20 protein-coding genes and 2 pseudogenes are annotated in these 24,918 nt (G+C 57.1%); 2 read left to right on the top strand and 20 right to left on the bottom strand.

The window, feature by feature from the left end:
* From ispH to NOR51B_RS08985, 16 genes and pseudogenes are all read right to left on the bottom strand, one after another.
* Nucleotides 1–572, bottom strand: a pseudogene (gene ispH, locus NOR51B_RS15695) (4-hydroxy-3-methylbut-2-enyl diphosphate reductase); the annotation flags it as partial.
* 3 nt (nt 573–575) lie between these two features.
* Complete coding sequence (locus NOR51B_RS09055) at nt 576–1,028, bottom strand: FKBP-type peptidyl-prolyl cis-trans isomerase (RefSeq protein WP_009020463.1); 453 nt, start codon at nt 1,026–1,028, stop codon at nt 576–578.
* Nucleotides 1,029–1,039: 11 nt separating this feature from the next.
* A complete protein-coding gene (lspA, locus tag NOR51B_RS09050; protein ID WP_009021223.1) occupies nt 1,040–1,549 on the bottom strand; it encodes a signal peptidase II in 510 nt (169 codons plus the stop codon).
* Nucleotides 1,542–4,343 (bottom strand): isoleucine--tRNA ligase, encoded by a 2,802-nt coding sequence (gene ileS / locus NOR51B_RS09045; protein ID WP_009021095.1) that lies wholly within the window; start codon nt 4,341–4,343, stop codon nt 1,542–1,544. The genes lspA and ileS overlap by 8 nt, the downstream gene beginning before the upstream one ends.
* On the bottom strand, nt 4,340–5,296 hold the full coding sequence (ribF, locus tag NOR51B_RS09040; RefSeq protein ID WP_009019510.1) for a bifunctional riboflavin kinase/FAD synthetase: 957 nt from the start codon (nt 5,294–5,296) through the stop codon (nt 4,340–4,342). The genes ileS and ribF overlap by 4 nt, the downstream gene beginning before the upstream one ends.
* 65 nt (nt 5,297–5,361) lie before the next feature.
* The gene (gene murJ / locus NOR51B_RS09035; protein WP_009019299.1) at nt 5,362–6,957 is read right to left on the bottom strand and encodes a murein biosynthesis integral membrane protein MurJ; all 1,596 of its coding nucleotides are present in this window, start codon (nt 6,955–6,957) and stop codon (nt 5,362–5,364) included.
* The gene (locus NOR51B_RS09030) at nt 6,945–7,568 is read right to left on the bottom strand and encodes an NUDIX domain-containing protein (RefSeq protein WP_009021538.1); all 624 of its coding nucleotides are present in this window, start codon (nt 7,566–7,568) and stop codon (nt 6,945–6,947) included. The genes murJ and NOR51B_RS09030 overlap by 13 nt, the downstream gene beginning before the upstream one ends.
* Nucleotides 7,565–8,576, bottom strand: a pseudogene (locus NOR51B_RS09025) (aspartate carbamoyltransferase). Before NOR51B_RS09025 ends, NOR51B_RS09030 begins: the two are co-directional and overlap by 4 nt.
* A gap of 46 nt (nt 8,577–8,622) precedes the next feature.
* Nucleotides 8,623–10,059 carry an exodeoxyribonuclease I gene (gene sbcB, locus NOR51B_RS09020; RefSeq protein WP_040481978.1) on the bottom strand — a complete coding sequence of 479 codons (1,437 nt, stop codon included), beginning with the start codon at nt 10,057–10,059 and terminating at the stop codon, nt 8,623–8,625.
* Nucleotides 10,046–11,563: a fumarate hydratase gene (locus NOR51B_RS09015; protein WP_009020021.1), complete on the bottom strand. Its 1,518-nt coding sequence runs from the start codon at nt 11,561–11,563 to the stop codon at nt 10,046–10,048. Before NOR51B_RS09015 ends, sbcB begins: the two co-directional genes overlap by 14 nt.
* A 47-nt stretch (nt 11,564–11,610) precedes the next feature.
* Nucleotides 11,611–12,363, bottom strand: coding sequence for a hypothetical protein (locus tag NOR51B_RS09010; protein WP_040481977.1), 753 nt, complete (start codon nt 12,361–12,363; stop codon nt 11,611–11,613).
* A gap of 193 nt (nt 12,364–12,556) precedes the next feature.
* Nucleotides 12,557–13,135 (bottom strand): superoxide dismutase [Fe], encoded by a 579-nt coding sequence (sodB, locus tag NOR51B_RS09005; protein ID WP_009021251.1) that lies wholly within the window; start codon nt 13,133–13,135, stop codon nt 12,557–12,559.
* A gap of 167 nt (nt 13,136–13,302) precedes the next feature.
* On the bottom strand, nt 13,303–14,943 hold the full coding sequence (groL, locus tag NOR51B_RS09000; protein WP_009021653.1) for a chaperonin GroEL: 1,641 nt from the start codon (nt 14,941–14,943) through the stop codon (nt 13,303–13,305).
* Nucleotides 14,944–14,984: 41 nt separating this feature from the next.
* On the bottom strand, nt 14,985–15,275 hold the full coding sequence (locus NOR51B_RS08995; RefSeq protein WP_009019621.1) for a co-chaperone GroES: 291 nt from the start codon (nt 15,273–15,275) through the stop codon (nt 14,985–14,987).
* A 171-nt stretch (nt 15,276–15,446) separates the two neighbouring features.
* On the bottom strand, nt 15,447–15,875 hold the full coding sequence (locus NOR51B_RS08990; protein ID WP_009019932.1) for an FxsA family protein: 429 nt from the start codon (nt 15,873–15,875) through the stop codon (nt 15,447–15,449).
* Nucleotides 15,876–16,322: 447 nt separating this feature from the next.
* Entirely contained in the window at nt 16,323–17,657 is a 1,335-nt protein-coding gene (locus NOR51B_RS08985; protein ID WP_009018849.1) for an AmpG family muropeptide MFS transporter, read from the bottom strand.
* A gap of 14 nt (nt 17,658–17,671) precedes the next feature.
* Here NOR51B_RS08985 and NOR51B_RS14990 point away from each other — a divergent pair, with 14 nt between their 5' ends.
* Nucleotides 17,672–18,565, top strand: a complete 894-nt coding sequence (locus NOR51B_RS14990) for a sulfotransferase (RefSeq protein ID WP_009020711.1) — start codon at nt 17,672–17,674, stop codon at nt 18,563–18,565.
* A 133-nt stretch (nt 18,566–18,698) separates the two neighbouring features.
* The gene (locus NOR51B_RS14985) at nt 18,699–19,520 is read left to right on the top strand and encodes a sulfotransferase (protein WP_009019709.1); all 822 of its coding nucleotides are present in this window, start codon (nt 18,699–18,701) and stop codon (nt 19,518–19,520) included.
* Nucleotides 19,521–19,631: 111 nt separating this feature from the next.
* On the opposite strand, the gene NOR51B_RS08970 is transcribed toward NOR51B_RS14985, so the two are convergent.
* The 4 genes from NOR51B_RS08970 to NOR51B_RS08950 form a co-directional block, all read right to left on the bottom strand.
* Nucleotides 19,632–20,318, bottom strand: a complete 687-nt coding sequence (locus NOR51B_RS08970) for a hypothetical protein (protein WP_009020612.1) — start codon at nt 20,316–20,318, stop codon at nt 19,632–19,634.
* 79 nt (nt 20,319–20,397) lie between these two features.
* Entirely contained in the window at nt 20,398–21,282 is an 885-nt protein-coding gene (locus tag NOR51B_RS08965; protein WP_009021730.1) for a peptidylprolyl isomerase, read from the bottom strand.
* Between the two features lie 180 nt (nt 21,283–21,462).
* Complete coding sequence (locus NOR51B_RS08960; RefSeq protein ID WP_009021011.1) at nt 21,463–23,193, bottom strand: hypothetical protein; 1,731 nt, start codon at nt 23,191–23,193, stop codon at nt 21,463–21,465.
* A 561-nt stretch (nt 23,194–23,754) separates the two neighbouring features.
* Nucleotides 23,755–24,918 (bottom strand): type II secretion system protein GspD (locus NOR51B_RS08950; protein ID WP_040481975.1); only part of this gene is annotated, 1,164 nt, incomplete at its 5' end.

Here is a 24,918-nt window from a genome sequence, read left to right as displayed (position 1 = left end):
CCCTCGATCGCCGGGAATCGCTCGCGTAGCACGTCAATCACTCGCGCCGTGTCATCCACCGATAAGGTGGTCTGAGTCACATAAGCGAGGGCATTGGGGTTGTTGACCTCCAGCGTTGCCGCCTGGTCTTCATCTTCCACGAGATACATCCTGCCGCCAGAGCGGGTGTCGTACTGGCCCATAGTACCCTCGACCTCAGGATGCCCCGAATGGCCGATCAAAATGCATTCCTGGCCACTTTTGCTAAAGCCCGCAACTTCGACATGGACTTTGGTCACCAGCGGACAAGTGGCGTCGAATACCTTGAGCCCCCGACCGCGAGCCTCCTGCTGCACCGCCTTCGACACCCCGTGGGCACTGAAAATCACGATGGCATCATCGGGCACTTCTTCGAGCTCCTCGACAAAAATTGCCCCCCGTTGCCTGAGGTCATCCACCACAAACCGGTTGTGTACCACTTCATGGCGAACATAAATGGGAGGATCGAACAGTTCGAGTGCGCGATTGACGATATCGATTGCTCGATCGACACCGGCACAAAAGCCCCGCGGATTAGCCAGTACAACTTTCATGATTCAGTGATACTCCGCCGGTTCAACGGTGTCGATTCGCACCTTGAAGGTGATCGTGCGGCCGGCCAGCGGATGATTGAAGTCCACTTCGACATCGGTGTCGTTGAACGCAGTGACCACGCCGGGTAACTCACCCCCTGCAGCATCGGCAAACGAGAACATCATGCCTTCGGTCAACTCGATTTCATCTTCAAATTCAGCGCGCTTGATCTTCTGCACATTGTTCACATTCGGCTGGCCAAAGGCGTCCTCAGGCGGGACTTCAAAGGACGCCTCTTCACCTGCACTCATACCGAAAAGCCGGCGCTCAAAACCGGGGAGTAGGGAGCCATCGCCGACCACAAAATCGACCGCCGGACCATTGAAGTTCGAATCGACTTCGGAACCGTCCTCGAGCGCCAGGGAAAAATTCAGAAATACCCGCGTGTTTTCACTGACAGGGACATCGATGGGCATACAAAAACTCCTCAACGGGCCTCGTTGGATGTGCGGTCGCTACCGACCAGACTATCCAGAATAAGGACGACAGCGCCCGCCGAGATGGCGGAATCGGCAACGTTAAACGCCGGCCAGTACCAGTCACCATAATGAAGCGAGATAAAATCAACAACATAGCCCAGGAGTACGCGGTCATAAAAATTACCGAGCCCTCCCCCGAGAATAAGCCCCAGAGCGAGCGCATGCCATAATTTTCCCCGTTCGAGGCGACCCAGCCAGAACACAACAACCCCACTGACCACACAGGCCACCGCACTGAAAAACCAGCGCTGCCAGCCTCCCGCATCGGCGAGAAAGCTGAAAGCAGCACCGGTGTTGTGGGCCAATGTCAGGCTGAACCAGTCGGTTAGTTCCACCGGCGTGCGGTAATCCAAGGCTTCCGACGCTATATTTTTGCTCCACTGGTCCAGCAGCAGCACCAGTACGGCGCAACCATAACCAAGCAACGCCTGCCGTGATCGCCATCCCGCTTCACGCATAGTGTCTGATTTCGCCGGAGCCATCGACATTATCCACACACCGCTCGCACAGGGTGGGGTGCGCTTGCGACACACCGACGTCCGCGCGTCGATGCCAGCAGCGTTCACATTTCTCACACTCAGACCGGGTAACCACTACCGCCAGATCATCGCGGCCCGCGACGAGGGAACCCTCGGGTGCCTCTTCGAGAGGCCTCACCGTCGCCGCGGAAGTAATGAGGACGAAGCGCAACTCATCGCCAAGTAATTCGAGGGTTTTCAGAAGATCGGGCTTTGCATAGAGAATGACCTCGGCATCGAGGGAACCCCGTAGCTCACCCTCAGCGCGAGCGCTTTCCAGCGCCTTATTGACACCTTGGCGCACTTCCAGCATCGCGGCCCAAAAATCCATCCCCATGGGCCCATCGTCGGTGTCGCTCGGAAGCGCCGCATACCACTCGCTTAGGAAGACAGACTCCGCACGGTCTCCCGGCAGATTTTCCCATACCTCCTCGGCAGTAAAGGAAAGAATCGGTGCGATCCAGCGCGCCAGCGCCTCGGCAAGGTGATACAGCGCCGTCTGGGCCGAACGCCGGGCGTGGGAGTTGGCCTGCGTCGTATATTGCCGGTCTTTGATGATATCGAGGTAAAAGCCACCCAATTCGCCACCACAAAAATTGTGAATTCGCGAGTACACCGTGTGGAACTGGTACCCCTCGTAGGCATCGCCAATCTCGGTTTGCAACGCCCGCGCCCGGGCGCAAATCCATCGGTCGAGCGGCAGCAGCGCCTCAGGAGCAACCAGATCCGAAGCGGGATCAAACCCGACAAGATTGGACAGTAGAAACCGCGCCGTATTGCGGATGCGTCGGTAGGCATCGGCCGTGCGTTTGAAAATCTCGTCCGAAACCGCCAGATCACCGCGGTAATCCGCAGCGGCCACCCATAAACGAATAATATCGGCGCCGAGGTCATTCATCGCTTTCCTGGCGGGCAAAATATTACCCAGCGACTTGGACATCTTCCGACCCTCGCCATCGACGGTGAAACCGTGGGTTAATACCTGACGATAGGGTGCTTCGCCATAGGCCGCGAGCCCCGTGAGTAATGAAGACTGGAACCAACCCCGGTGCTGGTCGGAGCCCTCAAGATAAAGATCGGCGGGAGCGCGCAAGCCCTCCCGGCGGCGCAAAACACAGGCGTGGGTAACTCCCGAATCAAACCAGACGTCGAGCGTATCGGTCACCTTTTCATAGCGATCGGGCTCATCGATCAATTCAGCAGGTTCGAGATCAAACCAGGCATCGATACCCTGGGTCTCGATTCGCTGTGCCACAGCCTCGATCAGGCGGGGCGTTTCGGGATGCAATTCACCCGTTGTCTTATCGACCATTAGCGTGATGGGAACACCCCAGGTCCGCTGTCGGGAGATGCACCAATCGGGGCGATCTGCCAGCATCGCATCAATGCGCGCCTTACCCCAGTCCGGGATCCAGGTCACCGAATCGGTTGCCTGCTTGGCAGCATCCAATAAGCCCTGCTGTTGCATGCTGATAAACCATTGTGGTGTGGCCCGAAAAATAATCGGCGTCTTGTGCCGCCAGCAATGGGGATAAGAGTGCTCATAGGCTTTATGGCAAAGCAGCACGCCGCTCTCGCGCAAGGTATCGACAATGGCCTCATTCGCCTTAAAAATATGCTGGCCACCGAAAACGGGGGTATCGGGCAGGTAAACCCCATTGCCGCCGACGGGGTTATAAACTTCGAGTTGATACCGATTTCCCACCTCAAAATCTTCCAGGCCGTGAGCGGGCGCCGTATGCACACAACCCGTTCCCGCCTCGGTGGTCACGTGATCACCAAGGATTACAGGCACCGCTCGAGCGTCATCGAAAGGGTGTTTCAGGCACAAATGTTCAAGCTCCGAACCTTGTGCGCGACCGAGAATATCAAGGCTATCGAGACCGTATCGGGCGGCGCAGCTTTCGGCGAGTGCCTCGGCCACCACCAGACCATCGTCCCCATGACGAATAAGGACGTAGTCGAGAGCCGGGTTCAGCGACACGCCGCGGTTGGCAGCCAGCGTCCAGGGCGTCGTAGTCCAGATCGCGACCGCGACCGACGCACAGGAGGCCCCGAATTTTTCGGCAAAGGCCGCACTGTCCACCGCTCGAAACGCCACATCTACCGCCGAGGACGTTTTGTCCCGATACTCGACTTCCGCTTCAGCCAGCGCCGACCCGCAATCAAGACACCAGTGGACCGGTTTAAACCCTTTGTGCAGGTGGCCATTGTCAATCACCTTACCCAGCGTCCTGACGATGTCGGCCTCGAACGCAAAATCCATGGTCAGGTAAGGATTAAACCAATCGCCAATCACCCCCATGCGCATGAAGTCGTCGCGCTGCTTATCCACCTGCCCTGCGGCGTAATCCCGGCAGCGCTGGCGGAACTCGGCAGCGGTCACCTTGTGCCCCGGCTTACCCACTTTCTTCTCAACATTGAGCTCAATCGGCAGGCCGTGGCAATCCCAACCCGGGACATAGGGGGCATCGAAGCCCGCCAGCGTTTTTGATTTGACGATAATATCTTTGAGAATCTTGCTGAACGCATGCCCCACATGTAACTCGCCATTCGCATAGGGCGGCCCATCGTGCAGGATAAACTTGGGTTTGCCCTGTCCTGCAGCGCGCATGCGCTCATACAAACCCATCGTTTGCCACTGGGCGATCCGCTGGGGTTCGCGCTGTGTCAGGTTGGCCTTCATCGGAAAACCGGTGCTGGGCAAGTTCAGTGTGTTCTTGTAATCGCTCATCGAAACCCTCGGCCCCAGCCGTGGTAAGTGGCCAGCCATTGGCGGGCCTGTTCCAGATCGTTTGATATCGCGGCTCGCAGTGCCTCGATACCCTCAAATTTATTTTCGTCACGCAGCTTGTGCAGAAAGTTCACCGTGAGACGCCTACCGTAGAGGTCTTCGTCAACGTCAATCAGGTGTACTTCCAGATTGGCACGAATACTGTCTTCCACCGTTGGTCTGACGCCAACATTGGCAAGCGCCGGGACCGAATCCAGACCCTCGCCTGTCACAGAGACGACAAACACGCCCTGAACCGGGGCCCGAAGGCGATGCAGTGCGATATTCGCCGTCGGAAACCCCAGTTGCCTTCCTAACTGCTTACCGTGGAGCACGCGACCACCCATAACAAATCGACGCCCTAATAACTCCGCCGCCAGCTGAAAATCTCCCTCTGCCAGCGCAGCGCGAATCCGGGTGCTACTGACCCGCTCGCCGGACCGTGCCAGCGTGCTCGTTGAACGCACCTCATAGCCGTACTCCTGAGCGCGCTCCGCCATGTAGCGTAGATCGCCCTCACGGCTTTTTCCAAAGCGAAAATCATCGCCGATCGCAATATACTGCGCTTCAAGTCCGCGCGAAAAAACCGCCTCAATAAAACCGTCGGCCGACATGTTGCGGACACGCTCATCAAAGCGCAAACACAGGGCCTGATCGATACCCACGTCCCGAAGGGCGACGCACTTCTCCCTAAAATTCATCAACCGCGCGGGCGCTTCCAGCGGCTGAAAATATTCCCTCGGTAGCGGCTCAAAAAATATAACGGTTGACGCCACACCCAGCCGCGCGGCCTCCGACTTGAGGTGCTCAAGAACAGCGCGATGCCCAAGATGAACACCGTCAAACGCACCCACGGTCGCCGCACATCCGCGGTGTCTGGGGCGCAAATTGTGAAGTCCGCGGATGATTTCCATCGAAACAGGGTTCAAAGGGCCTGAGAAACCGCGAAGTATATAGAATTCGACGTGCCATGGCGCGCTCAGTCGATAGTCGTCGGTCCTCGCAGATCTGCAGGCCGAAAACCCAGCAGGTAGAGCGCTCCGAGGTAAACCCCTCCACCGGCGATACAAACCCCCGCCATGACCTGACCGCGGACCAGCCATGACCAGCCCTGCCATTGCTCAGCCGCGGGTAATACCAGCAGTACCACAATCACCATGATGGCTACCGCAATTGACAGGCGAAACACATGGCCTACACGGGCTGAGAGACCGCTGTGGAGTATGTCCTGGCGACGAAGACCCCGATAGAGCAACGCCACGTTGAGCCACGCCGATGCGCTGGTCGCCAACGCCAGACCGACATGCCCCAGATTGAACTGCCACATCAACGGGAAGACGAACAGCGGGTTCATCACCATATTGGACACCATGGCAATAATGCCAATTCGCACCGGCGTTTTCATATCCTCCTGAGCGTAAAACCCGGGCGCCAGCACCTTGACCAGCATAAACGCCCCCAAGCCCAGCGTATAAGCCCTGAGGGAATGCGAAGCCATCGCCACGTCATCGGCGCCAAATTCCCCGTACTGGAACAAGGTGGTGAGAATCGGCTCTGCCAGTAACAGGAGTGCCGCCGTCGCCGGTAGCGCTATAAGCAGCACCGTGCGAATCGCCCAGTCGAGGGTCGCCGCGTAAGCCTGGGCATCAGACTGCGCGCGCTGCGCGGACAACGCCGGGAGTATGACGGTGGCAATCGCAATGGCAAAAACACCCAGTGGCAGCTCGGTCAGCCGGTCGGAGTAATACAACCAGGACACACTGCCCTCGGGCAGTAGCGAGGCCAGTACGGTATCGAGCAGCAGGTTGATCTGGCTCACCGAGACACCGAAAAGTGCCGGCACCAACAGCCGCAATATGCGGCGGACACCCTCATGCTGGGTGTCTATTTGAGGCCGTGGCACCAGACCAATGCTGTAGAGCGCGGGCAATTGAAAGAGCAACTGCAGAAAACCCGCAATCAGCACCCCCCACGCGAGGGCAAACACCGGCTCCTCAAACTGCTGTACACCGAGCAAGGCGGCGGCTATCAGCGAAAGATTCAACAGCACAGGGGTAAATGCCGGGATCGCGAAACGTCCGTAGCTGTTGAGTATGCCGCCCGCGAATCCCGTCATGGAAATCAGAAATAAATAGGGAAAAGTGATACGGACCAGATCGGCGGTGAGCGCCAGCTTGGCCGGGTCGCGACTGAACCCCGGTGCGAACACAAGCGCCACCACCGGCGCTGCCAGTATCGTAATACCCGTCAGGAGTATTAATGTCCCCCCCAGTGCTCCCGCCACCCGATCAATCAGTGCGCGAACCGCATCGTATCCGCCCTCTTCTCGGGTAGCCGACAAAACCGGCACAAAGGCCTGGGCGAAGGCTCCCTCGGCGAAAAGCCGGCGCAGAAAGTTGGGGATTTTGAAGGCGACAAAAAACGCATCGGCGTTGCCGCTGGCACCAATGACCGCCGCCAGTGCCACATCGCGTACCAGGCCAAGCACCCGGGACGACAGCGTCGCAAGACCCACCACTGCACTCGATCGCAGCAATCCACTGCGTTTTACATTATCGGGGGCTATTTCAGCCATTCCTGCCGTAACGTCTCGCCGTGTCTAGCCAGCCACTGCAGGGCAATCAGTGTGTGGCCATTGTCGATCTTATTGGCATCGAGCCATGCAATAGCATTGGTCCTCGACACCGTATGCACCAGAATATCCTCAAACTCATCCGCCACACCGCGCACCGCTCCGACGTCGGCGGCGACCAGACGACCCATAAACAGGCGGATCTGCTCGGAACAGCCACCGGCGCTGGGGTAAAAGGTGTGGATCAGTCGCAGCCGATCCAGGTGGCAGCCTGCCTCTTCCTCCGCCTCGCGGTGGGCGACCGTTTCGTCGTCCTCGTTCGGCTCGACGATCCCGGCGATGAGCTCGAACATCCAGGGGCTATTGTCACCGCGCATGGCGCCCGGGCGAAACTGTTCGATAAGAATGACCTGATCACTGACCGGATCCCAGGGCAACACGCCCACCGCATCACCGCGGTCGAATACCTCGCGACGAAACGGCGCGGTCCAGCCGCCATTGAAGCGTCGATGGCGCAGCGTATCCCGCCGCAGGCTGAAATAACCCTGAAAAACCTGCTCAGATTCCAACGTCTCAACGTCGTCTGCACCAAAAGTCGGTAACAAAGCGCTCAAAACCTGCGATCCGTGTACCAATTGACCACGCGCGACTCTCGCTCCACCTGATCAACCACATCCAGCACCAGTGCAAACAGCGCCATCCTCACCAGCACACCGTTGTCGCTCTGTCGAAAAATCGCCAGGTTGGGATTGTCGTTGAGGTCGACATCCAGTTCCTGCGCCCCTTCCCGGGAATCCCTCGGCAACGGGTGCATGATGACGGTATTGGGTTCGCAGTGGGCGGTGTAAACACTCTGGTTCAGCGAAAGCGACCCCGGTACAAATCGGCTTCGGCGCGGGTCTCGAAACGCTCCTCCTGGATTCGCGTACTGTAGACAATATCCACGTCGGCGATACCCGACTCCAGAGTCTCGGTCTCCAGTACATCATGCCCCGCACTTGGGCCGCGGCGACAATCGCTTCGGGCATCCGCAATTCTCGGGGCGATACCAGCCTGATCGCACTGCGGCCGAACAGCATCAGCAATCGAATCAATGAATGCACCGTGCGTCCGTAGCGCAAATCACCCACCATGGCGATACGCAGACCATCGAGGCTCCGGCCACGACTCACCAGCTCGCTGCGAATGGTGTAGAGGTCGAGCAGGGCCTGGCTGGGATGCTCGTTGGCGCCGTCGCCACCATTGAGGACGGGAACACGGGAGGCTTCGGCGAACTCACTCACCGCACCGCTAACCGGGTGGCGCATGGCGATAACATCCGAATAACCACTCAGGACCCGTGCCGTATCGTAAAGTGACTCGCCCTTGGTAATCGAAGAACTCTCAAAACCAGTGGTCTCTCGCACTTCACCACCGAGCAGATTAAACGCGCTGCCAAAGCTGATTCGTGTTCGGGTAGAGGGTTCGAAAAACATCGAGCCCAGTATCGCACCCTCGAGCACACGGGTGATGCGCTCGCGATGGGCGTAGGGCAGCATCTGATCGGCGACGGCGAAGACCCTCTCCACATCCCCGCGTTCAAATTGGTCAATCGACAAAATATGGCTACCGGGGAATTGCACGTAGAGCCTCCGTCAGGTTTTATCGATTGTAACCCCGGCGTTAGCGTTACAACAGCGTCTGCACGTAGTCTTCAAGGGCATCCAAAGCGCGAGCGACGCTGTCGGAAAGATCAGGAGCACTGCGCTCCTGGGCCAATTCCTCGCGAAAAGCCGTCAATGGAAACGGTGCATCCGCGTCGAAGTAGCGATGCCGACAATGTTCCTGCCAGCGCGCAGACTCCTCGGCATCGAGTGTCGCGGGAAAATTTCGGGCACGGTAGCGAAACAATAATTCCTCGAGGCGGGCATCCTCAAACACCCATCCGGAAGCCAACTGCTCGGGGCTCGCGGCACGCAACCCGTCAAATTGCGAGCGATCACTATTCGGAAAAAATCCGTCGTACAGCATGACATCGGGGTCGGTGCGCGGCGCGAAACGGCGTTCCGAGTAGATGTCCTGCAAGCGCTGCTTGAGCCCTTCAGGGTTCTTGTCGTTGGCCTGGCGAATCTCCGCCAGATGCCGTCGATGTGCCTCACCATCGAGGCCGAGCCGCTCTGCGACCTCACCTCGAACCCACTGGGTATTCAGTACCACCGGGGATTTATTGATATGAATCGTCTTTATCGGTGGTCGAACCGCACCCTCGGGTAATTCCGAGGCGGGAGTAAACAGTCGCGCCGCCATGTCGGTCGCGGACTCGCTGAGAAAATCCGGTGGCTGTGACAGATCGGCGCAGATGATTTCGTTGCGGTTAACCGGATGTCGGACCAACGGCACCACCAGCGCCAGATTGCTCCGATCCGATCCATACATGGAACTCACATGCACCACCGGGCGCAGACTGCCAAGATCCATCAAGGTCTCCACGTGGCGTTTTCGTCGCATCGACAGCAGTTCAGCGAATAACGCGGGCTGGACGTTCTGGAAGTGCCGCGCCAGATCAATGGTGGCATCGACATCGGACAAGGCATCGTGTGCAGCTCCGTGGGCAATGCCGTTGGCAGCCGTCAGGTCTTCGAGGCGAAAACTGGGCAATCCGTTATCCCGGGCAGGCCACTGAGTTCCCTCAGGACGAAGCGCATAAATAGCTCGGGCTACATCAATCAGATCCCAGCGGCTATTGCCGTTGGCATATTCGCGCTGGTAGGGGTCAAAAAAGTTTCGATAGAGCGCAAAACGCATGACCTCGTCATCGAAGCGAATCGAGTTATAACCGACGCCGCAGGTTCCGGGCACGGCGAGCGCGGCGTGGATTTTATCGACGAAATCACATTCGGAATCGCCGCGGTCCATCGCGACTTGAGGGGTTATACCAGTGACGCGCACCGCCGCCGGGTGGGGCAATACATCGGGGGCCGGCTGGCAGTAGAGCACCAATGGCTCATCCACGTACTCCAATGCACTGTTGGTTCGCCGACCGGCGAACTGGACGGGGCGGTCCCAGCGGGGATCGGCGCCCGTTGTTTCAAAGTCGTACCAGTAGAAGGTCTCAGATGACCTCAAGCGCCTGCTCTTCGATGTTGGCTTTCCACCTAGCCGGTCCGGTGATGTGCACCGAGTCACCCGTGCTGTCCACGGCCACACTCACCGGCATATCCTTGACGGTAAAGGCATAGATCGCCTCCATGCCCAGATCCTCGAAAGCGACCACCTCTGCTTCGGTAATCGCTTTGGAAACCAGATAGGCGGCGCCACCGACGGCCATCAAATAGACCGCCCCGTGCTTACGAATAGCCTCGATACCGGTAGGACCGCGCTCGGCCTTGCCAATCATGCCTACCAGTCCGGTTTGCTCGAGGATATAGTCGGTAAACTTGTCCATGCGCGTGGCGGTTGTGGGACCCGCCGGGCCGACCACCTCGTCGCGCACCGGATCAACCGGCCCCACGTAATAGATGAACTTGCCTCTGAGATCCACCGGCAGCGATTCTCCGTCTTTGAGCATTTGGGTCATGCGCTTGTGCGCCGCATCGCGACCGGTATACATTTTTCCCGACAGCAATAACGTATCACCCGACTTCCAGCTCTGGGCCTCTTCGCGGGTGACCGTATCGAGATTGACGCGGCGAACCGACTCACCAGGCTCCCAGCTGATCTCAGGCCAATCGTCGAGATTGGGCGGTGTTTGCAGCGACGGCCCCTCTCCGCGCAGCGTGAAGTGCGCGTGCCGCGTGGCCGCGCAGTTGGGAATCATCGCCACTGGCAACCCGGCCGCATGAGTGGGGTAGTCCTTTATTTTCACATCGAGCACTGTGGTCAAACCACCCAGCCCCTGGGCACCAATGCCCAGCTTGTTCACGGCGTCCATGATCTCGAGACGAAGCTCCTCGATACGGCTATTGGGTCCGCGCGCTCTTAACTCCTGAATATCGATGGGATCCATCAGCGATTCTTTGGCCAGGACCGCGGCCTTCTCCGCGGTGCCGCCGATACCAATGCCCAGCATACCGGGTGGACACCACCCGGCCCCCATCGTGGGCACCGTTTTGACGACCCAGTCAACAATGCTGTCTGACGGATTCAGCATCACGAGTTTGGATTTGTTCTCACTGCCGCCGCCCTTGGCGGCAACGCGGAAATCGACCGTATCGCCGGCGACGAGTCGCGTGTGTATCGTCGCCGGCGTGTTGTCGCCGGTATTCTTTCGAGCCCCGGCGGGGTCGCTGAGAATCGACGCCCGCAGCTTGTTATCCGGGTTCAGATACGCGCGACGCACGCCCTCGTTAATCATCTCCTCCAGCGGCAACTCGGCGTCCCAGCGCACGTCCATGCCCACCTCGACAAAGACCGTGACGATGCCGGTATCCTGACAGATGGGTCGGTGTCCGGTGGCACACATTCGCGAATTGATCAGGATTTGTGCCAGTGCATCTTTCGCCGACGGGTTCTGCTCGATCTCCCAGGCTCGGTGAACCCCCTGCACAAAATCAACCGGGTGGTAGTAAGAAATAAACTGCAGCGCATCAGCAACGCTGTCGATGACGTCGTCCTGCTTGATAACCGTCATGGGTAAAAACTCCTTTGTAAAATCCGATGGCGCGCCGGAGGACGCATTCAGGGGCTGGTGGCTGAGCCGACCTGACCGCCCCTGACACTCTGCTCGAGCTGGGTGATACGGGTGTTAACCTGGCGTCTAAAGGCGTTAATCGATCCGATCCACTCCTCGTTGGAAGACACCTTTTTGGCCAAGGCGGCCTGCTCAAGATTACTTCGATTCAGACCATCGGCCATACGCTCGATGTCTTCCTGTGCACGGCTGGCGGCCGCCGCGATTCGCTCGAGATCGCCCGCTGTCTTTTTCAGTGCCGCCAGATCTTTGGACATGCTGGCTACATTTTGCTGGTTTTCAGCCGATAACTGACCGAGCGATGCCAACCGTGAATCAGTGGCGCCGGACTGTTTTTCAAGCTTATCGATTCGGGCGTCGTGTTCGCGGCGTCGCTGTTCAAGTCTTCGAGTCTCTTTATCCACAACGCGCAGCTGAGCGCCCAAGGCCGCCGCTGACTGGTTAACACTCTCGTCGGTATCCGACAGCAAGGCCTCAAGATCGGCCACCCGCTGCTGCAGTGCATTCTGATAGTCGATGGCGCCGTCTGCCATCTGCTGTAACTGCCAGGCCCAGGCGCAGGCAATAGCGGCGATAACGAGACTAATGGTGAGCACCAGCCGCGCCATAGTGCCCATTCCACTACCCGCCGCAGCCGGGCGTGAACTTCGCGGTGGTGGTGTATTACGCGGCGCACTGGTGATGGCTTCATCGCGGGTCGCCGCGAAGGAGGGTATCGACGGCTCGTCTTCTCGTGACATAAAAAAGCTTTCAGAGGGTATGTGTGGAGAGTATATCGCGCTACCCCCTCCAGATTGAAATCTGAATAGTAGAAAGTGGCTTTTACACCACGCAGGCCTTGACCCTGCCAATCCGCGATAAACCACAAAAAAGCCCCCGCAGCGCTAGCAATACGGGGGCTTCCTATTGCGGTCCTGAGACCGCGTCTCGGGATCAGCCGAGATTCGAGTTAACGAAATCCCAGTTCACCAGGTTCCAGAAGGCTTCCATGTACTTGGGCCGCGCGTTGCGGTAGTCCACGTAATAGGCGTGCTCCCAGACATCTACCGTCAATAGCGGCGTTACGTCGTCGGTGATCGGGCAACCGGCGTTACTGGTGTTGGCCAGGGCGATGCTGCCGTCAGCCTTCTTCACCAGCCAGGTCCAGCCCGAACCGAAATTGTTGATGGCGCTATTGGTGAACTGCTCCTTGAACGCCTCAAACGAGCCAAATGTGCTATTGATCGCTTCGGCAATCGGACCCGTCGGCTCACCGCCACCATTGGGGCTCAGGCAGTGCCAGTAAAAGGTATGATTCCAGACTTGCGCGGCATTGTTAAACAGGCCGCCGTCGCTGGACTTGATGATGTCCTCGAGGGACTTCTCCGCGTTGTCGGTGCCTTCGACCAGACCATTCAGCTTGTCAACATAAGTCTGATGATGCTTGCCGTAGTGATAATCGAGGGTTTCTGAGGAAATGTGGGGTGCCAGCGCATCGCGCTCATAAGGCAGAGCCGGTAATTCAAAAGCCATTGTCTTCTCCTGCTCGTAGCTGTTGTGGTGTTGCGTTTGTTACGCAGTTAACACTAAACCAGACCGATTGCGGTTCCAACCGGAGTCCCACGATCGGGCTGCTATCTGACCCGGTACCTGTAAAAAACCCGGCACGGAGGCCGGGTTTGAAAGCACGGAGGCTTGATTTACATCATGCCGCCCATGCCGCCCATGCCGCCCATATCGGGCATTGCGGGGGCTGCGTCGTCCTTGGGCGCCTCAGCGATCATCACCTCGGTGGTGATCATCAGCGCGGCAACCGAACCCGCGGCCTGCAGTGCAGTACGGGTCACCTTGGCGGGGTCGAGAATACCCATCTCGAGCATGTCGCCGTATTCGCCGGTCGCGGCGTTGTAACCGAAGTTACCTTCGCCCTGACGTACCTTATCGAGTACCACGGAAGCTTCATCGCCGGCGTTTTCGACGATCTGGCGCAGAGGACCTTCCATGGCACGAAGCGCAGCGGCGATGCCGTGGTTCTGGTCTTCGTTGTCACCCGTCAACTCGGCGATCGCTGAGATAGCGCGAATAAGAGCGACACCACCACCGGCGACGACGCCCTCTTCCACAGCGGCGCGTGTCGCGTGCAGCGCGTCTTCAACCCGAGCCTTTTTCTCTTTCATCTCGATTTCAGTAGCAGCGCCAACCTTGATCACCGCAACACCGCCGGCGAGCTTGGCGACACGTTCCTGCATCTTCTCGCGATCGTAGTCCGAAGAGGTGTTTTCGATCTGGACACGGATTTCGTTAACACGGCTGCTGATGGCAGCGGCATCACCGGCACCGTCAACAATGATCGTGTTGTCTTTATCCATGGTCACACGCTTGGCACTACCGAGGTGCTCAAGGGTCGTGGACTCGAGGTCCATACCGACTTCCTCGGAGATCACGGTGCCGCCGGTGAGAATGGCGATGTCCTGAAGCATGGCCTTACGACGGTCGCCGAAGCCCGGAGCCTTACAGGCTGAGACTTTAACAATACCGCGCATGTTGTTGACAACGAGCGTGGCAAGGGCCTCACCTTCGATATCTTCAGCGACAATAACCAGCGGCTTGGACGCCTTGGCTACCTGCTCAAGCAGGGGAAGCAGCTCACGAATATTCGAGACCTTCTTATCCACCAGCAAGATGAATGGGTCCTCAAGTTCGCACTGCATGCTCTCCTGGTTGTTGATGAAATAAGGCGAGAGGTAACCGCGGTCAAACTGCATACCCTCTACGACGTCGAGTTCGTTCTCAAGACCCGAACCTTCTTCAACCGTGATCACGCCTTCCTTGCCTACTTTTTCCATGGCGTCAGCAATAATCTCACCGACGGACACGTCGCTGTTGGCAGAAATGGTACCTACCTGGGCGATGGCTTTGTTGTCTTCACACGGTGTGGCCATGGCCTGCACTGCGGCAACCGCCGCTGTCACTGCCTTGTCGATACCGCGCTTCAGATCCATCGGGTTCATACCCGCTGCCACTGACTTAAGCCCTTCGTTGACAATCGACTGGGCCAACACGGTTGCTGTCGTGGTGCCGTCACCAGCGGCGTCAGACGCCTGTGAAGCCACTTCTTTGACCATCTGAGCGCCCATGTTCTCAAAGCGGTCAGCGAGTTCGATTTCCTTGGCTACGGAAACACCATCCTTGGTCACGGTGGGCGCGCCGAAGGACTTCTCGAGGATTACGTTACGACCCTTGGGGCCGAGGGTCGCCTTTACGGCGTCAGCGAGAACATTCACGCCTACCAGCATCTGCTGGCGCGCCTTGTCTCCAAAATGTACGTCTTTAGCTGCCATGTTCTAAATTCCTTGTGTCTTTGCTCTTAATTCGGGGGTGTTTATTCGACGACGGCGTAGATTTCGCTCTCGGCCATGAGGATCAGTTCCTCACCGTCGATCTCGATGGTGTTGCTGCCGGCATACTGACCGAAAACAATTTTGTCACCGACTTTGACCGCAAGCGCGCGTTGCTCGCCGTTGTCGAGTACCTTGCCATCTCCGATAGCGACCACCTCACCCTTATTGGGCTTCTCTTTGGCGGAACCGGGCAGGACAATGCCACCGGCAGTGGTTTCTTCTTCTTCCTGGCGACGAACGACCACACGGTCGTACAGCGGACGGATTTTCATGGTTAATGGTCTCCAAATTGACGATATCGTAGTGACGCCCTCTTTGGGCTCATGACGGATGTTGGGGCGCAGCGAGGGATTTCAAGGCTTTTTTTAGCACTCGATGCAAAAGAGTGCTAAAAAACCCGTAACAACGGATTTTTGGCGATTTTTCAGCGAGTTAGGAGGGGTCTAGGGCAGGCGGTCGCGATCGGTTCGATCGTACTCGCCCTCAATAATAACGCCGTCGCTATCATCCTTACCCGAGGAGAACGTCTGGGTATGGACGCTAAAACCTAGCAGCCGCGCCAGCCAGCGGCGCAGGGGGCCAATCAGGATCACCAGCGCGAAGAAATCCGATAGCAATCCCGGAATAAACAGCAGCAAACCAGCGACGACCACCGCCATATCGTCTACAAACAGATGCTGTTGCAGCACGCCGGTCATCTGTGCCTCACGAAGCCGGTTGATGCTGGACACCCCGACCCGTCGTATCAGGAGCGAGCCGAGCAGAATCATGGCAAACACCCAGCCCAGCGCAAACAGCGCGCTGGTCTCGATACCCAACTGGATGAGGCTTAGAAGTTCCAGCCAGGGCAGTGCCAAAAAGAAAAGTCGCATCAATGACCCAAAGGTAATGTGGGGGACGAGCGTATCAATTGGCGCGCACGGGTACAAAGTGAGATTGGCTGTTATTTCACCCTACCCCGCACCTCGCAACCTCGTCGATATGGTTCGCATCGTCTGTATGTTGGGCGGGACCATAGGCTCGGGCATTTTTAAGGGTAGCGGTTGAGTAAGGTACGTGGCCCCATGTGATTACAGCGGGGAGCACGTCTAGGGAACAATAGTCTACCCAGCACGCAATAGGTGCTTATCTCAAACTCGAGATTCCGGATAACCGTCGATACCTCGCTACCGAGATTCGGCAGGTCGCGCACCCGATGACTATCGCCTCATCGAGACTCGGGTAGCCTCCTATTACCCGCTAATTAAGACGGTGTGCCTGAAGTACAGGACGTCCTGGCGCCAGAAAGCCTATCTCTTCCCAGGGAGGGAGCCCGTCAGCTATTCACCCTCTGTAGTGGGTGGCCGAGCGTCATCTGCAGTCGTCGGGCTGCCCGACCACGGCGCCACCCAAAGTAACAACAGCATGCCCGGGATAGCGAGCACCGCGCAGAGCAGAAAGAAACTCACCCATCCGAGGGAATCCACCAGAACGCCTGTCGTGGAATTGGCGAGGGTGCGCGGTAGCGCGGCAAGCGCCGTAAACAGCGCGAACTGGGTGGCGGCAAAGGTGCGGCTCGACTCACGGGCGATATAGGCCGTAAAGGCTGCGGTACCCAAACCCACGCCGAGGTATTCGAAGGCGATGACCGATGCGAGCAGCCAGAGTACCGGGCCCGTATTGGCCAAAACGGCGAAGCCGAGGATGCTGAGCAGTTGCACCACACCAAACAGCCACAGCGACCGGTTAATACCCAGTCGAATCATGATCAGTCCACCGACCAGCCCCCCAAAAATCGAGGGCCACAACGCCGCGTGCTTGGCGACCAGGCCGATCTCGGTCTTCGAAAAGCCCAGGTCGAGATAAAACGGTGTCGCCAACGCCGTCGCCATATTGTCGCCGAGCTTGTAGAGCACCATGAAGACAAGCGCGAGGATCAGTGGTCGAACACCCCGGCGCTTCAGATAATCGCTGAAGGGCGCGATCACCGCGGCGCGCAGTCCGGTATCACGCACCTCGGCGTGCACAGGCTCACGTACCACCACGCTCAGGCCGACACCGATGAGCATGAACGCGGCGGTAATCCAGAAGACCTCCCGCCACGGCAGTAAATCAGCGAGGATAAGCGACAGTGAACCGGGCACCAGACTGGAGATGCGATACGCCTGTACATGGACCGAGTTACCCAGCCCCAGCTCCTCGTCGCGCAGCAACTCGCGTCGATAGGCATCGATGGCCACGTCCTGGCTGGCACTGAAGACTGCGACGATAAAGGCCATCAAAGCCACCAGCGAGGTCTGCGACACGGGATCGATCATGCCCAGCAGCGCGATTGCCGCGATCAGTCCGATCTGGGTCAGGAGCATCCACCCCCGCCGCAACCCCAGCGGTAGACGCCAGCGATCCATCATCGGGGCCCAGAGGAATTTCCAGGTGTAGGGCAAGCCCACCAACGAGAACAAACCGATCTCCGTGAGCGACACCCCGCTATCGCGAAGCCAGGCGGGCACCAGCTGGATCAACAGGTATAGCGGCATCCCCGAGGCGAGTCCGGTGAAGACACAGGCGAGGATCCGTCGGTTAAAAACGGCCTCGGAGAACCGCGACCAGCGGCTCGAATCGGGGGAATCGTGGATTTCAGACGACATCGGGCGCAGACTACGCGTTTTCAGCATCGACGGACAGCCGCTTGACGCCAACCACTCATCATCGCGAGACGCAGACCCTCGAACCCATCGCCATTGGCGGTGTGGGTGGCAGCGGTACCCGCGCGGTGGCGGCGGTACTGCAGAAACTGGGATTAAATATCGGTAGCGCGCTCAACGAATCTCTGGATGACTTACTCTTTACCCTGTTCTTCAAACGTCGTCGGCTGTGGCCCCTGGAGTCCCATCACGACGACTGCGCTGAAGCACTCGATTTTTACCTGAGGGCGCGAGGCGCCCTGCCTCGGGATCAAGCGCGCTGGAAGGGCGACGTCGAACACTTCCTCGCCAAACTTCCGCGGGACCATCGCTGGCAGCGTGAGGAAGCCTTATCCGCTCGCCGCGATTATTTACTCGCCGATCAACCCCCGCTGCAGGGTCCATGGGGATGGAAAGAACCCAATACGCATATCGTTCTGCCCTTTCTGCTCAAAGCGCTGCCGAAACTGCGTTACGTACATGTGGTTCGACACGGGCTCGACATGGCCTATAGCGCTAACCAAAATCAGCTGGAAACCTGGGGAGATTGTCTGGTGCCCGCGCAAGCCGATATGCCCCCGGCGCGCGCTTCCTTTGATTACTGGTGCGCGGTGCATCAGCGGATTCTGAGGCTCGCGCGAGCAGCAACTGACCGAATCCTGATACTTAACTATGATTTACTTTGCGCCGATCCGGAGACCGAAATCAGGACCCTGTTGGGCTTTATGAACCCAGCCTCAGACAAGCACTTCTCAGATGCCAACGTGTTGTTAGGCGAATCTATCGAAGAGCTAGCCCCCCCTGGGTCCATTGGCCGACATCGAGAGCAAGACCCTTTTCCAATCCGCGACGATCAGCAGCAACTGCTCCAGGACCTGGGATTTAGCGGTGGCTGGTAATCGGCAGTGATTGACGGAACTTACGATATCGCGCCGAGGTCGCCCTGGCATGTTAGCCTTTTCCCCTCGTTTTGACGGCCAACGGTAGCGAACAAGACGTGATGGATAATGTAGCCCGCGGCCCGGAGAGACCATGAGCGACGACGCAAATAGCAAACCGATATTTATCCTTGGCGTAGGCGCGCAAAAAGCCGGTACCAGTTGGCTACACCAATGCCTGCAGGCTCAGCCCGAAGTGGACCTGGGTTTTACCAAGGAATACCACGTTTGGGATGGTTTATTTTGCGATGACTTCAAAAAGTTTCGACTCGATGACACGGAAGTGAGCGACAACACGAAGAAGACCATACGCTACGCGATGCAGCGCTATGAGGGGTTTTATGAGCGGTATTTTGCCAGTCTGATCAAAAACAACGTACGGATTACGGGGGACATCACACCGGGTTACGCCGCACTCTCCGCGGACCATTTACAACACGTTCGCTCCCGACTCGAACAGGCAGGCTTTCAAGTCAAGGTGATTTTTATACTGAGAGATCCTGTGGCCCGATGCTGGAGTGCAGCGCGAATGGAGATGGGTCGACTCATCGATTCGGGTCAGCAGATTACTACCGATGATGCCAACCGGTTCTTCGCAGAATACTACACGGAGCCCATGGTGCAGGCGCGTACCCGCTACGAACTCACCCTGGCCAACCTGAGTACCACATTTGATGAGCATGCCTGCTTCTGCTCGCTGTATGAGCACTTGTTTAACCCATCAGTGCTCGATAGCCTCTCGTCGTTTTTAGGTGTAAAACTAAGTACCGGACACCGAGAAGACACGGTTAATCCCTCCCCGCGCTTTGAGCTTGAGGCCTCCCTGGCTGGCGACTGCGCTGCGTTTTATGGTGATACGTACATTCACTGCCGCGAGGCATTTCCTGACACCGAAACACTGTGGGGCCACTTATAAAGCGCTCCCAAACCGACCGCCACGTTGGAAAATCGATTGGGGCTTGATCGCGAGTAGTTACCCCGCCACCCGCCTCAACGTAATGGAGCCCATCAGCGTAAAGAAAGGGGCTTATCCCCTACGGTTTGATTGCCAGCGCTGAAACTGCGCCTCACGAATCGTGCACGCCTGCTGATACAGCGCCACATCCCGCGCATGCCACGTGTAAATCCGCTCGCGTAGATCACTATCGATATCCAGTGGCGCCTGCCCACCCTCATTCAAGCGAGGCAGATTACTGACTGCACCCAAAAATTCATCGGTAAAGCGAACCGTATCTTGCGACAATGCCTCAAAGAGGCCGATAAATGAAAAGCGTTCTAGGGGAAAACGCCAGAGAAACAAAGAATAAATGTCACGAAGTTCTGGACCTAGCGCAAAACGCTCAAAGCTCCACTGCTCGTCCATCATCTGCCGATGCACCCGCCCAGCAGTGGCAGGGTCGTAATGGCTCTGCCAAAAACCGTAATGGGACTGAAGGCGGTCAAGGGGCTCTCGAAACCAGGTGACAAATTGAGCGCCGCGATTCAATTGATCCCGGTATTTAAGAGGCAGAAAGTGACCATGCACACAGGCCAGCCCGGTTAGCTCGGGCCGCGGGGCCTTAGCCCCCATCAAAGCACGGGTTTTGCGCTGAACTGGCGACTGATGTATCGGTTGATCGACATAGTCCAGGGCCAGTCGATCAACAAAGGCGACTGCAAGCAGGGCCGCGAAGCTAGAGCCCGCCGTCTTTGGCAAATGAACGGAAATCAGCATTCAACTCTCGTGCACCAAAAATTCAAGCATTGGCACAAGTTGAATTTTTCTAGATTTGCCTTGGAAGATCTGGAGGTAATTACTGAAAGCTGTCGATCACCGCATTGAAGGCATCCATATCTATCCCCTTCGTATCCATCTGCTGGCCACGGAAAAGCGCCACCTGTTCGTTAGTCCACTCCCGCTCGAGTAGTTGAACAATTTGATCCCGTAACCGCTCAAACGGAACGGTGTACGAAGGTTCAATTTCCTCGAGTACGATCAGGTGGTAGCCGAACAGCGTTTCAACCGGTGGGCTGAGATCACCCGGATTTTCGAGGGCAAAGGATGCTTTCCGAAAAGCAAAGGCAATATTACCGTCGTCCTTTGCAATCGCGGTGCCTAGCCGACCGCCGTTTCGCGCCGACGCGAAATCCTCGGAATACTGCTTTGCCAAGTCAGCAAACTTGGCGCCTTCAGCAATACTCGCGCTAAAGTCTTTCAGTTGGGCTTTCTTGGCCTCGCGATCACACCCGGGCTCACAGGTCAGCAGTATATGAGCCACCTTTCGCTTCTCCGGTACCACCGCAATATCATTCTTCCGCGCCATATATTCCTCACGGGCAATAACGGACATATCAGGTACTGTCAGGCCTTCCTTGAATTTGGCGATCGTGAACGCCTGGCGAACCCTGATAAGGTCATATTGCAATTCCCAGTAGTCCTTGCTGCCCACCTCGCCGACAACGTTATCGGCCATTTCAGCAAGGCGCTTTTGTGCCAGTAATTTTTCGATAAACGCTTGGCGCTCCTCTGGGGACTCTACAATCCGTTCTCGCAGCGCCTCTGCCGTATTACCAAGCAGGTAACGAATCTCACTTTCTTTGACGGTTACACCACCAGCATTGAACACGGGCGCGGCTTCATCCGCGCTTGCCGACATCGCCATTATCAATAAAAGGAACGGAGCAACATACCACTTCATCGTGCAAAAACCTGTTGTTGGGGGAACGCGAGTCTACTTGAAAGCCAATAAAGCGCACAACCGCACTCTGTCATTAAGCGCGCATTCCCTAAAAAAGGTAAAAAAAAGCCGGCACATAGTGCCGGCTTTCGATACCGCCAGGAAAAACCTGGCGATCGTGTTAAAGAACACGCCTACGAATTAATTCTCGTAGCTGTGCTCAATGGTACGGCCATAGTTCGCCGCCGCATTGTTGCCGAAGTTACGCTCCCAGTAAGCAGAACCAATGATCGGCACTGCACCACTAACCATGCTGTACTGACCGTACGACGTCTCAGTACCGGCACCGCTGTTGGCCTCCGCGTCAGTAGCCGGAACAATTGTAGCTCCAGCTGCAAGCGGTGTGGCGGAAGCACCGATAAGGAATACCGAGCTGCCACCTGAGTCCGCTTTAACGTCAAGCTTCGCCCAACCTGCATCGAACCCGCTATCGGCCACATTAAACACAAACTTCAGATCATCCTGAGAACCCAGGACACCATCTGCGTCGTCTTCCTGCGCCCAAACGATCACATTGACTTCGTTCGGCAAGGTTGTGTTGGAAGTACCGGTACCGCCTGGGGATACTGACAGCCCACCGCCAGCAACAGTGATCTGGTCTTCTTCACGATCCCAGTAATCGATATTGAGGACTACCGGCAAGTCGTTCTTGTCGTCGTCCCAATCTTCATCACACGTCTTAGTTGTGCCATCAAATAGGGCGTAAGCAGCGCAGATGGCGTCAGTCATGGCGTACTGTCCGGGCATAGTAACTACCCAGTCGCTGTTTACGGTAGCATCTGCGAGGTCACGAGCACCCCAAGAGTTAATGATCGCAGTGGCGCCCAATGCCACGCGAACTTCCTGGTATAGATAGCCATTAATCGGGTCCGCCAGTACATCTACTGGACCCGTGCCATCCCAGCCACTGTGAGCCGCGAAACGACGAGTAGCGGCGCCGCCGGCGGCCTCATTGAAGTACGCGCCCTGATTAAGATTGGGCAGCTCAAAGTTAAACGGGTCGAACTGGAGATCTCCGTTGCTAAAGCCCAGCAACTGCTGATTGGTCATCATTGGCTTTTCCGAGAACCCTGAAAGGTGAACTGCGTTGTCACCCACTTCGAGGCCGGTAACCCGGTTGCGCACGAAGTACTGCACCTTAAGAACGTCTTCAGTACCTGTAAAGACATTGACCGAACCCGTTCCTTCACCATTGGACGTCGCCGAAGAGTTGTGGACGCCGTTGATGGTCTTATTCAGGGCAAGGACCGCAGGGACGTCAAGACCCAAAGTAGTAGCGTCTGGGCCTACGATTTCAGTGGCCGGAGTGGAGTTCTGAACAGGGCCTGCAGGTCCGTCAAGGCGGAAAAAGTTCTTTTCCACCGTTGCACAATCGAGCGGCTCGCCGTCGGCCTGGTGCTTGGCATTGACGCCCATGGGAAGACTTTCATCAAGCAGCGTACCCATCCCGATAATTTCGATATAACCTTCTTCGGCATTTTCGCGGAAGTTGATACCAGCGTCAGGTACGGTTACGCCGCCATTGGCCTGAACAGACAACGGGGCAGTACAGCTGTTGTCGTTAGTGGTCAGGCGAATGTCGTCCCCGTCAAGAGCGATAGAAGCGTTCCAAACGTCGTAAGGCGACATGATGATGTTGAAATCCAACGCATCAGCTGAGTCGGTACCGCGACGGAAGCGGAACTTGACGACCTGGGTCTTTGCTGAGGTATTGGTGATATTGAAGCCGGTGTTGTAATTATCATTCACGTTGTAATAAGGAATGATTGCCGCATCGCCCAAGTCGTTGGGAGAGATAACGGCAGCGTTCACAGAAGCGGCCGCAACGGCAGCTACCGCTGCTGATACGCCATACTTGCTGAAGTTTTTCATAGGAGACTCCTAAAGTCTGAATTTCACAAATCGTATTGTGCTAGCGCAATGCCAGCTGCAGCCAGCTGTTAACAAATGTAATCATCGCGTGCTTTCGATGATCCACCATTCCCCGTTTTTCCGAATCCAGGATTCAGTCGACGTAGACGGTGTAGCACCGATAGCCCTTGACGCTGCATTCGTATATTTGACAGGCCTGGACATGACCCGGGTCGTCACACTTGCTACAGCTGCCCGCGCATCATAGGTGTCCACCGTCGCCCCTGTCAACACTCGCAGCAGTTGGTTACTGAAGCGCCCCAGGTACATTTCAGGGCTAAACGCCTGTCGATACGCCGGGGTCAGAAATTCATAGGCGCAGACGTAGTCGTTCACCTGCAGGCAGGCCCATCGGTCTTTAACTCGTTGAATTAGCTGATTTTTTTTTGAATCAGAAAGCTCTCCCGACGTGGCGCACCCGCCGAGGAGGGCAACAACGATGACGAAAATCGCGACTTTTGAGGCGGAGGACGGCTGAAATCTCATTTTATTCCAATTAGTTAGCTGTGACTTTTACCAAAATTATTTCACTTCAATATCAAACAAATCGAAGTTTCGCACCTGCGCTTTCATGGATTCGCTGACTTCGCGCAGCTGGGCATCGTTATACAGTGCCCGCGGCGTGATCATCACCACCAGCTCGGTACGGGTGTCGCTTTTATCAGTGGTACCAAATAGTGCGCCAATCAAGGGTACTTTATGCAACCAGGGCACACCCTCCTCTGAGTTGGTCGCATTCTCGCGGATCAGGCCACCCAATACCACCGATTCTCCGGACCGCACCGCCACCCGGCTCATGATCTCGCGCTCGAGGAAACGTCGGTTACCGGTCACATCGATGGGTCCCACGTCGGTCACCGACTGCTCAACATCCAGCGTTACCAGGCCACCGGCATTGACCGACGGCCTCACCGACAGCTTCACGCCGGTATCGCGGTAGGTAATATTTTCCGTGACGTTACCGCCATTACTGACCGTAGAGCCCGACCGGATCGGCACCTGATCACCTACATGTATATAGGCGGTGTTGTTGTCGAGCACCATGACCGAGGGACTGGAGATCACATTAATCAGTGACTGGGTCGAGAGCGCCTGCAAGACCGCCACAATATCGCCAGACCCACCCGTCACTGAGTAGCTGAACCCGCGGGCCAGCTGACCCAGGGGCGAATCCGGGCTGCCGAGATTGAAGTTTCCGTCAGACAGGGTGCCCACGCCATTGTATTCCGACCCGCCCAACTGGCCGTTAAAGGTCCACTCCAGGCCATAGGACAGCTCATCGGTCAGGGTGACCTCGATAATACTGGCCTCGATCATCACCTGGGTCGGCGGAGTATCGAGCTTCTCCAGCGCCGCCCTGATGAGCTTGTACTGGAGTCCCGTGGAGTAAATCATCAAGGAGTTGTTTTCCTCGTCGGCGACCACCCGCACTTCAGCCGCCCCCATTGCACCGGCTTCATCTTCCATACTTAACAAAGAAGAGGTGGTGGAATTCTGGTTGCCGTTTCTGTTGCCACCGGCAGCCATACCGCCACCGCCCGCACCTACCGATTCGCGATTCATCCCGGGCGCGACCGAATTATTGTCCCGAGGTCCAGCGGCGCCCTGAGCCCCGCCACTACCGGCATAAATGCTGTTGAGCAAGGTCGCCAGACGGGTTGAGGTGGTGTTTTGCACCGGATACAC

The sequence above is a fragment of the Luminiphilus syltensis NOR5-1B genome (assembly GCF_000158175.1).
In the GTDB taxonomy this organism is placed as follows: domain Bacteria; phylum Pseudomonadota; class Gammaproteobacteria; order Pseudomonadales; family Halieaceae; genus Luminiphilus; species Luminiphilus syltensis.
Note: the sequence above shows the minus strand (reverse complement) of the source record. Positions and strands in the feature narration are given on the sequence as shown.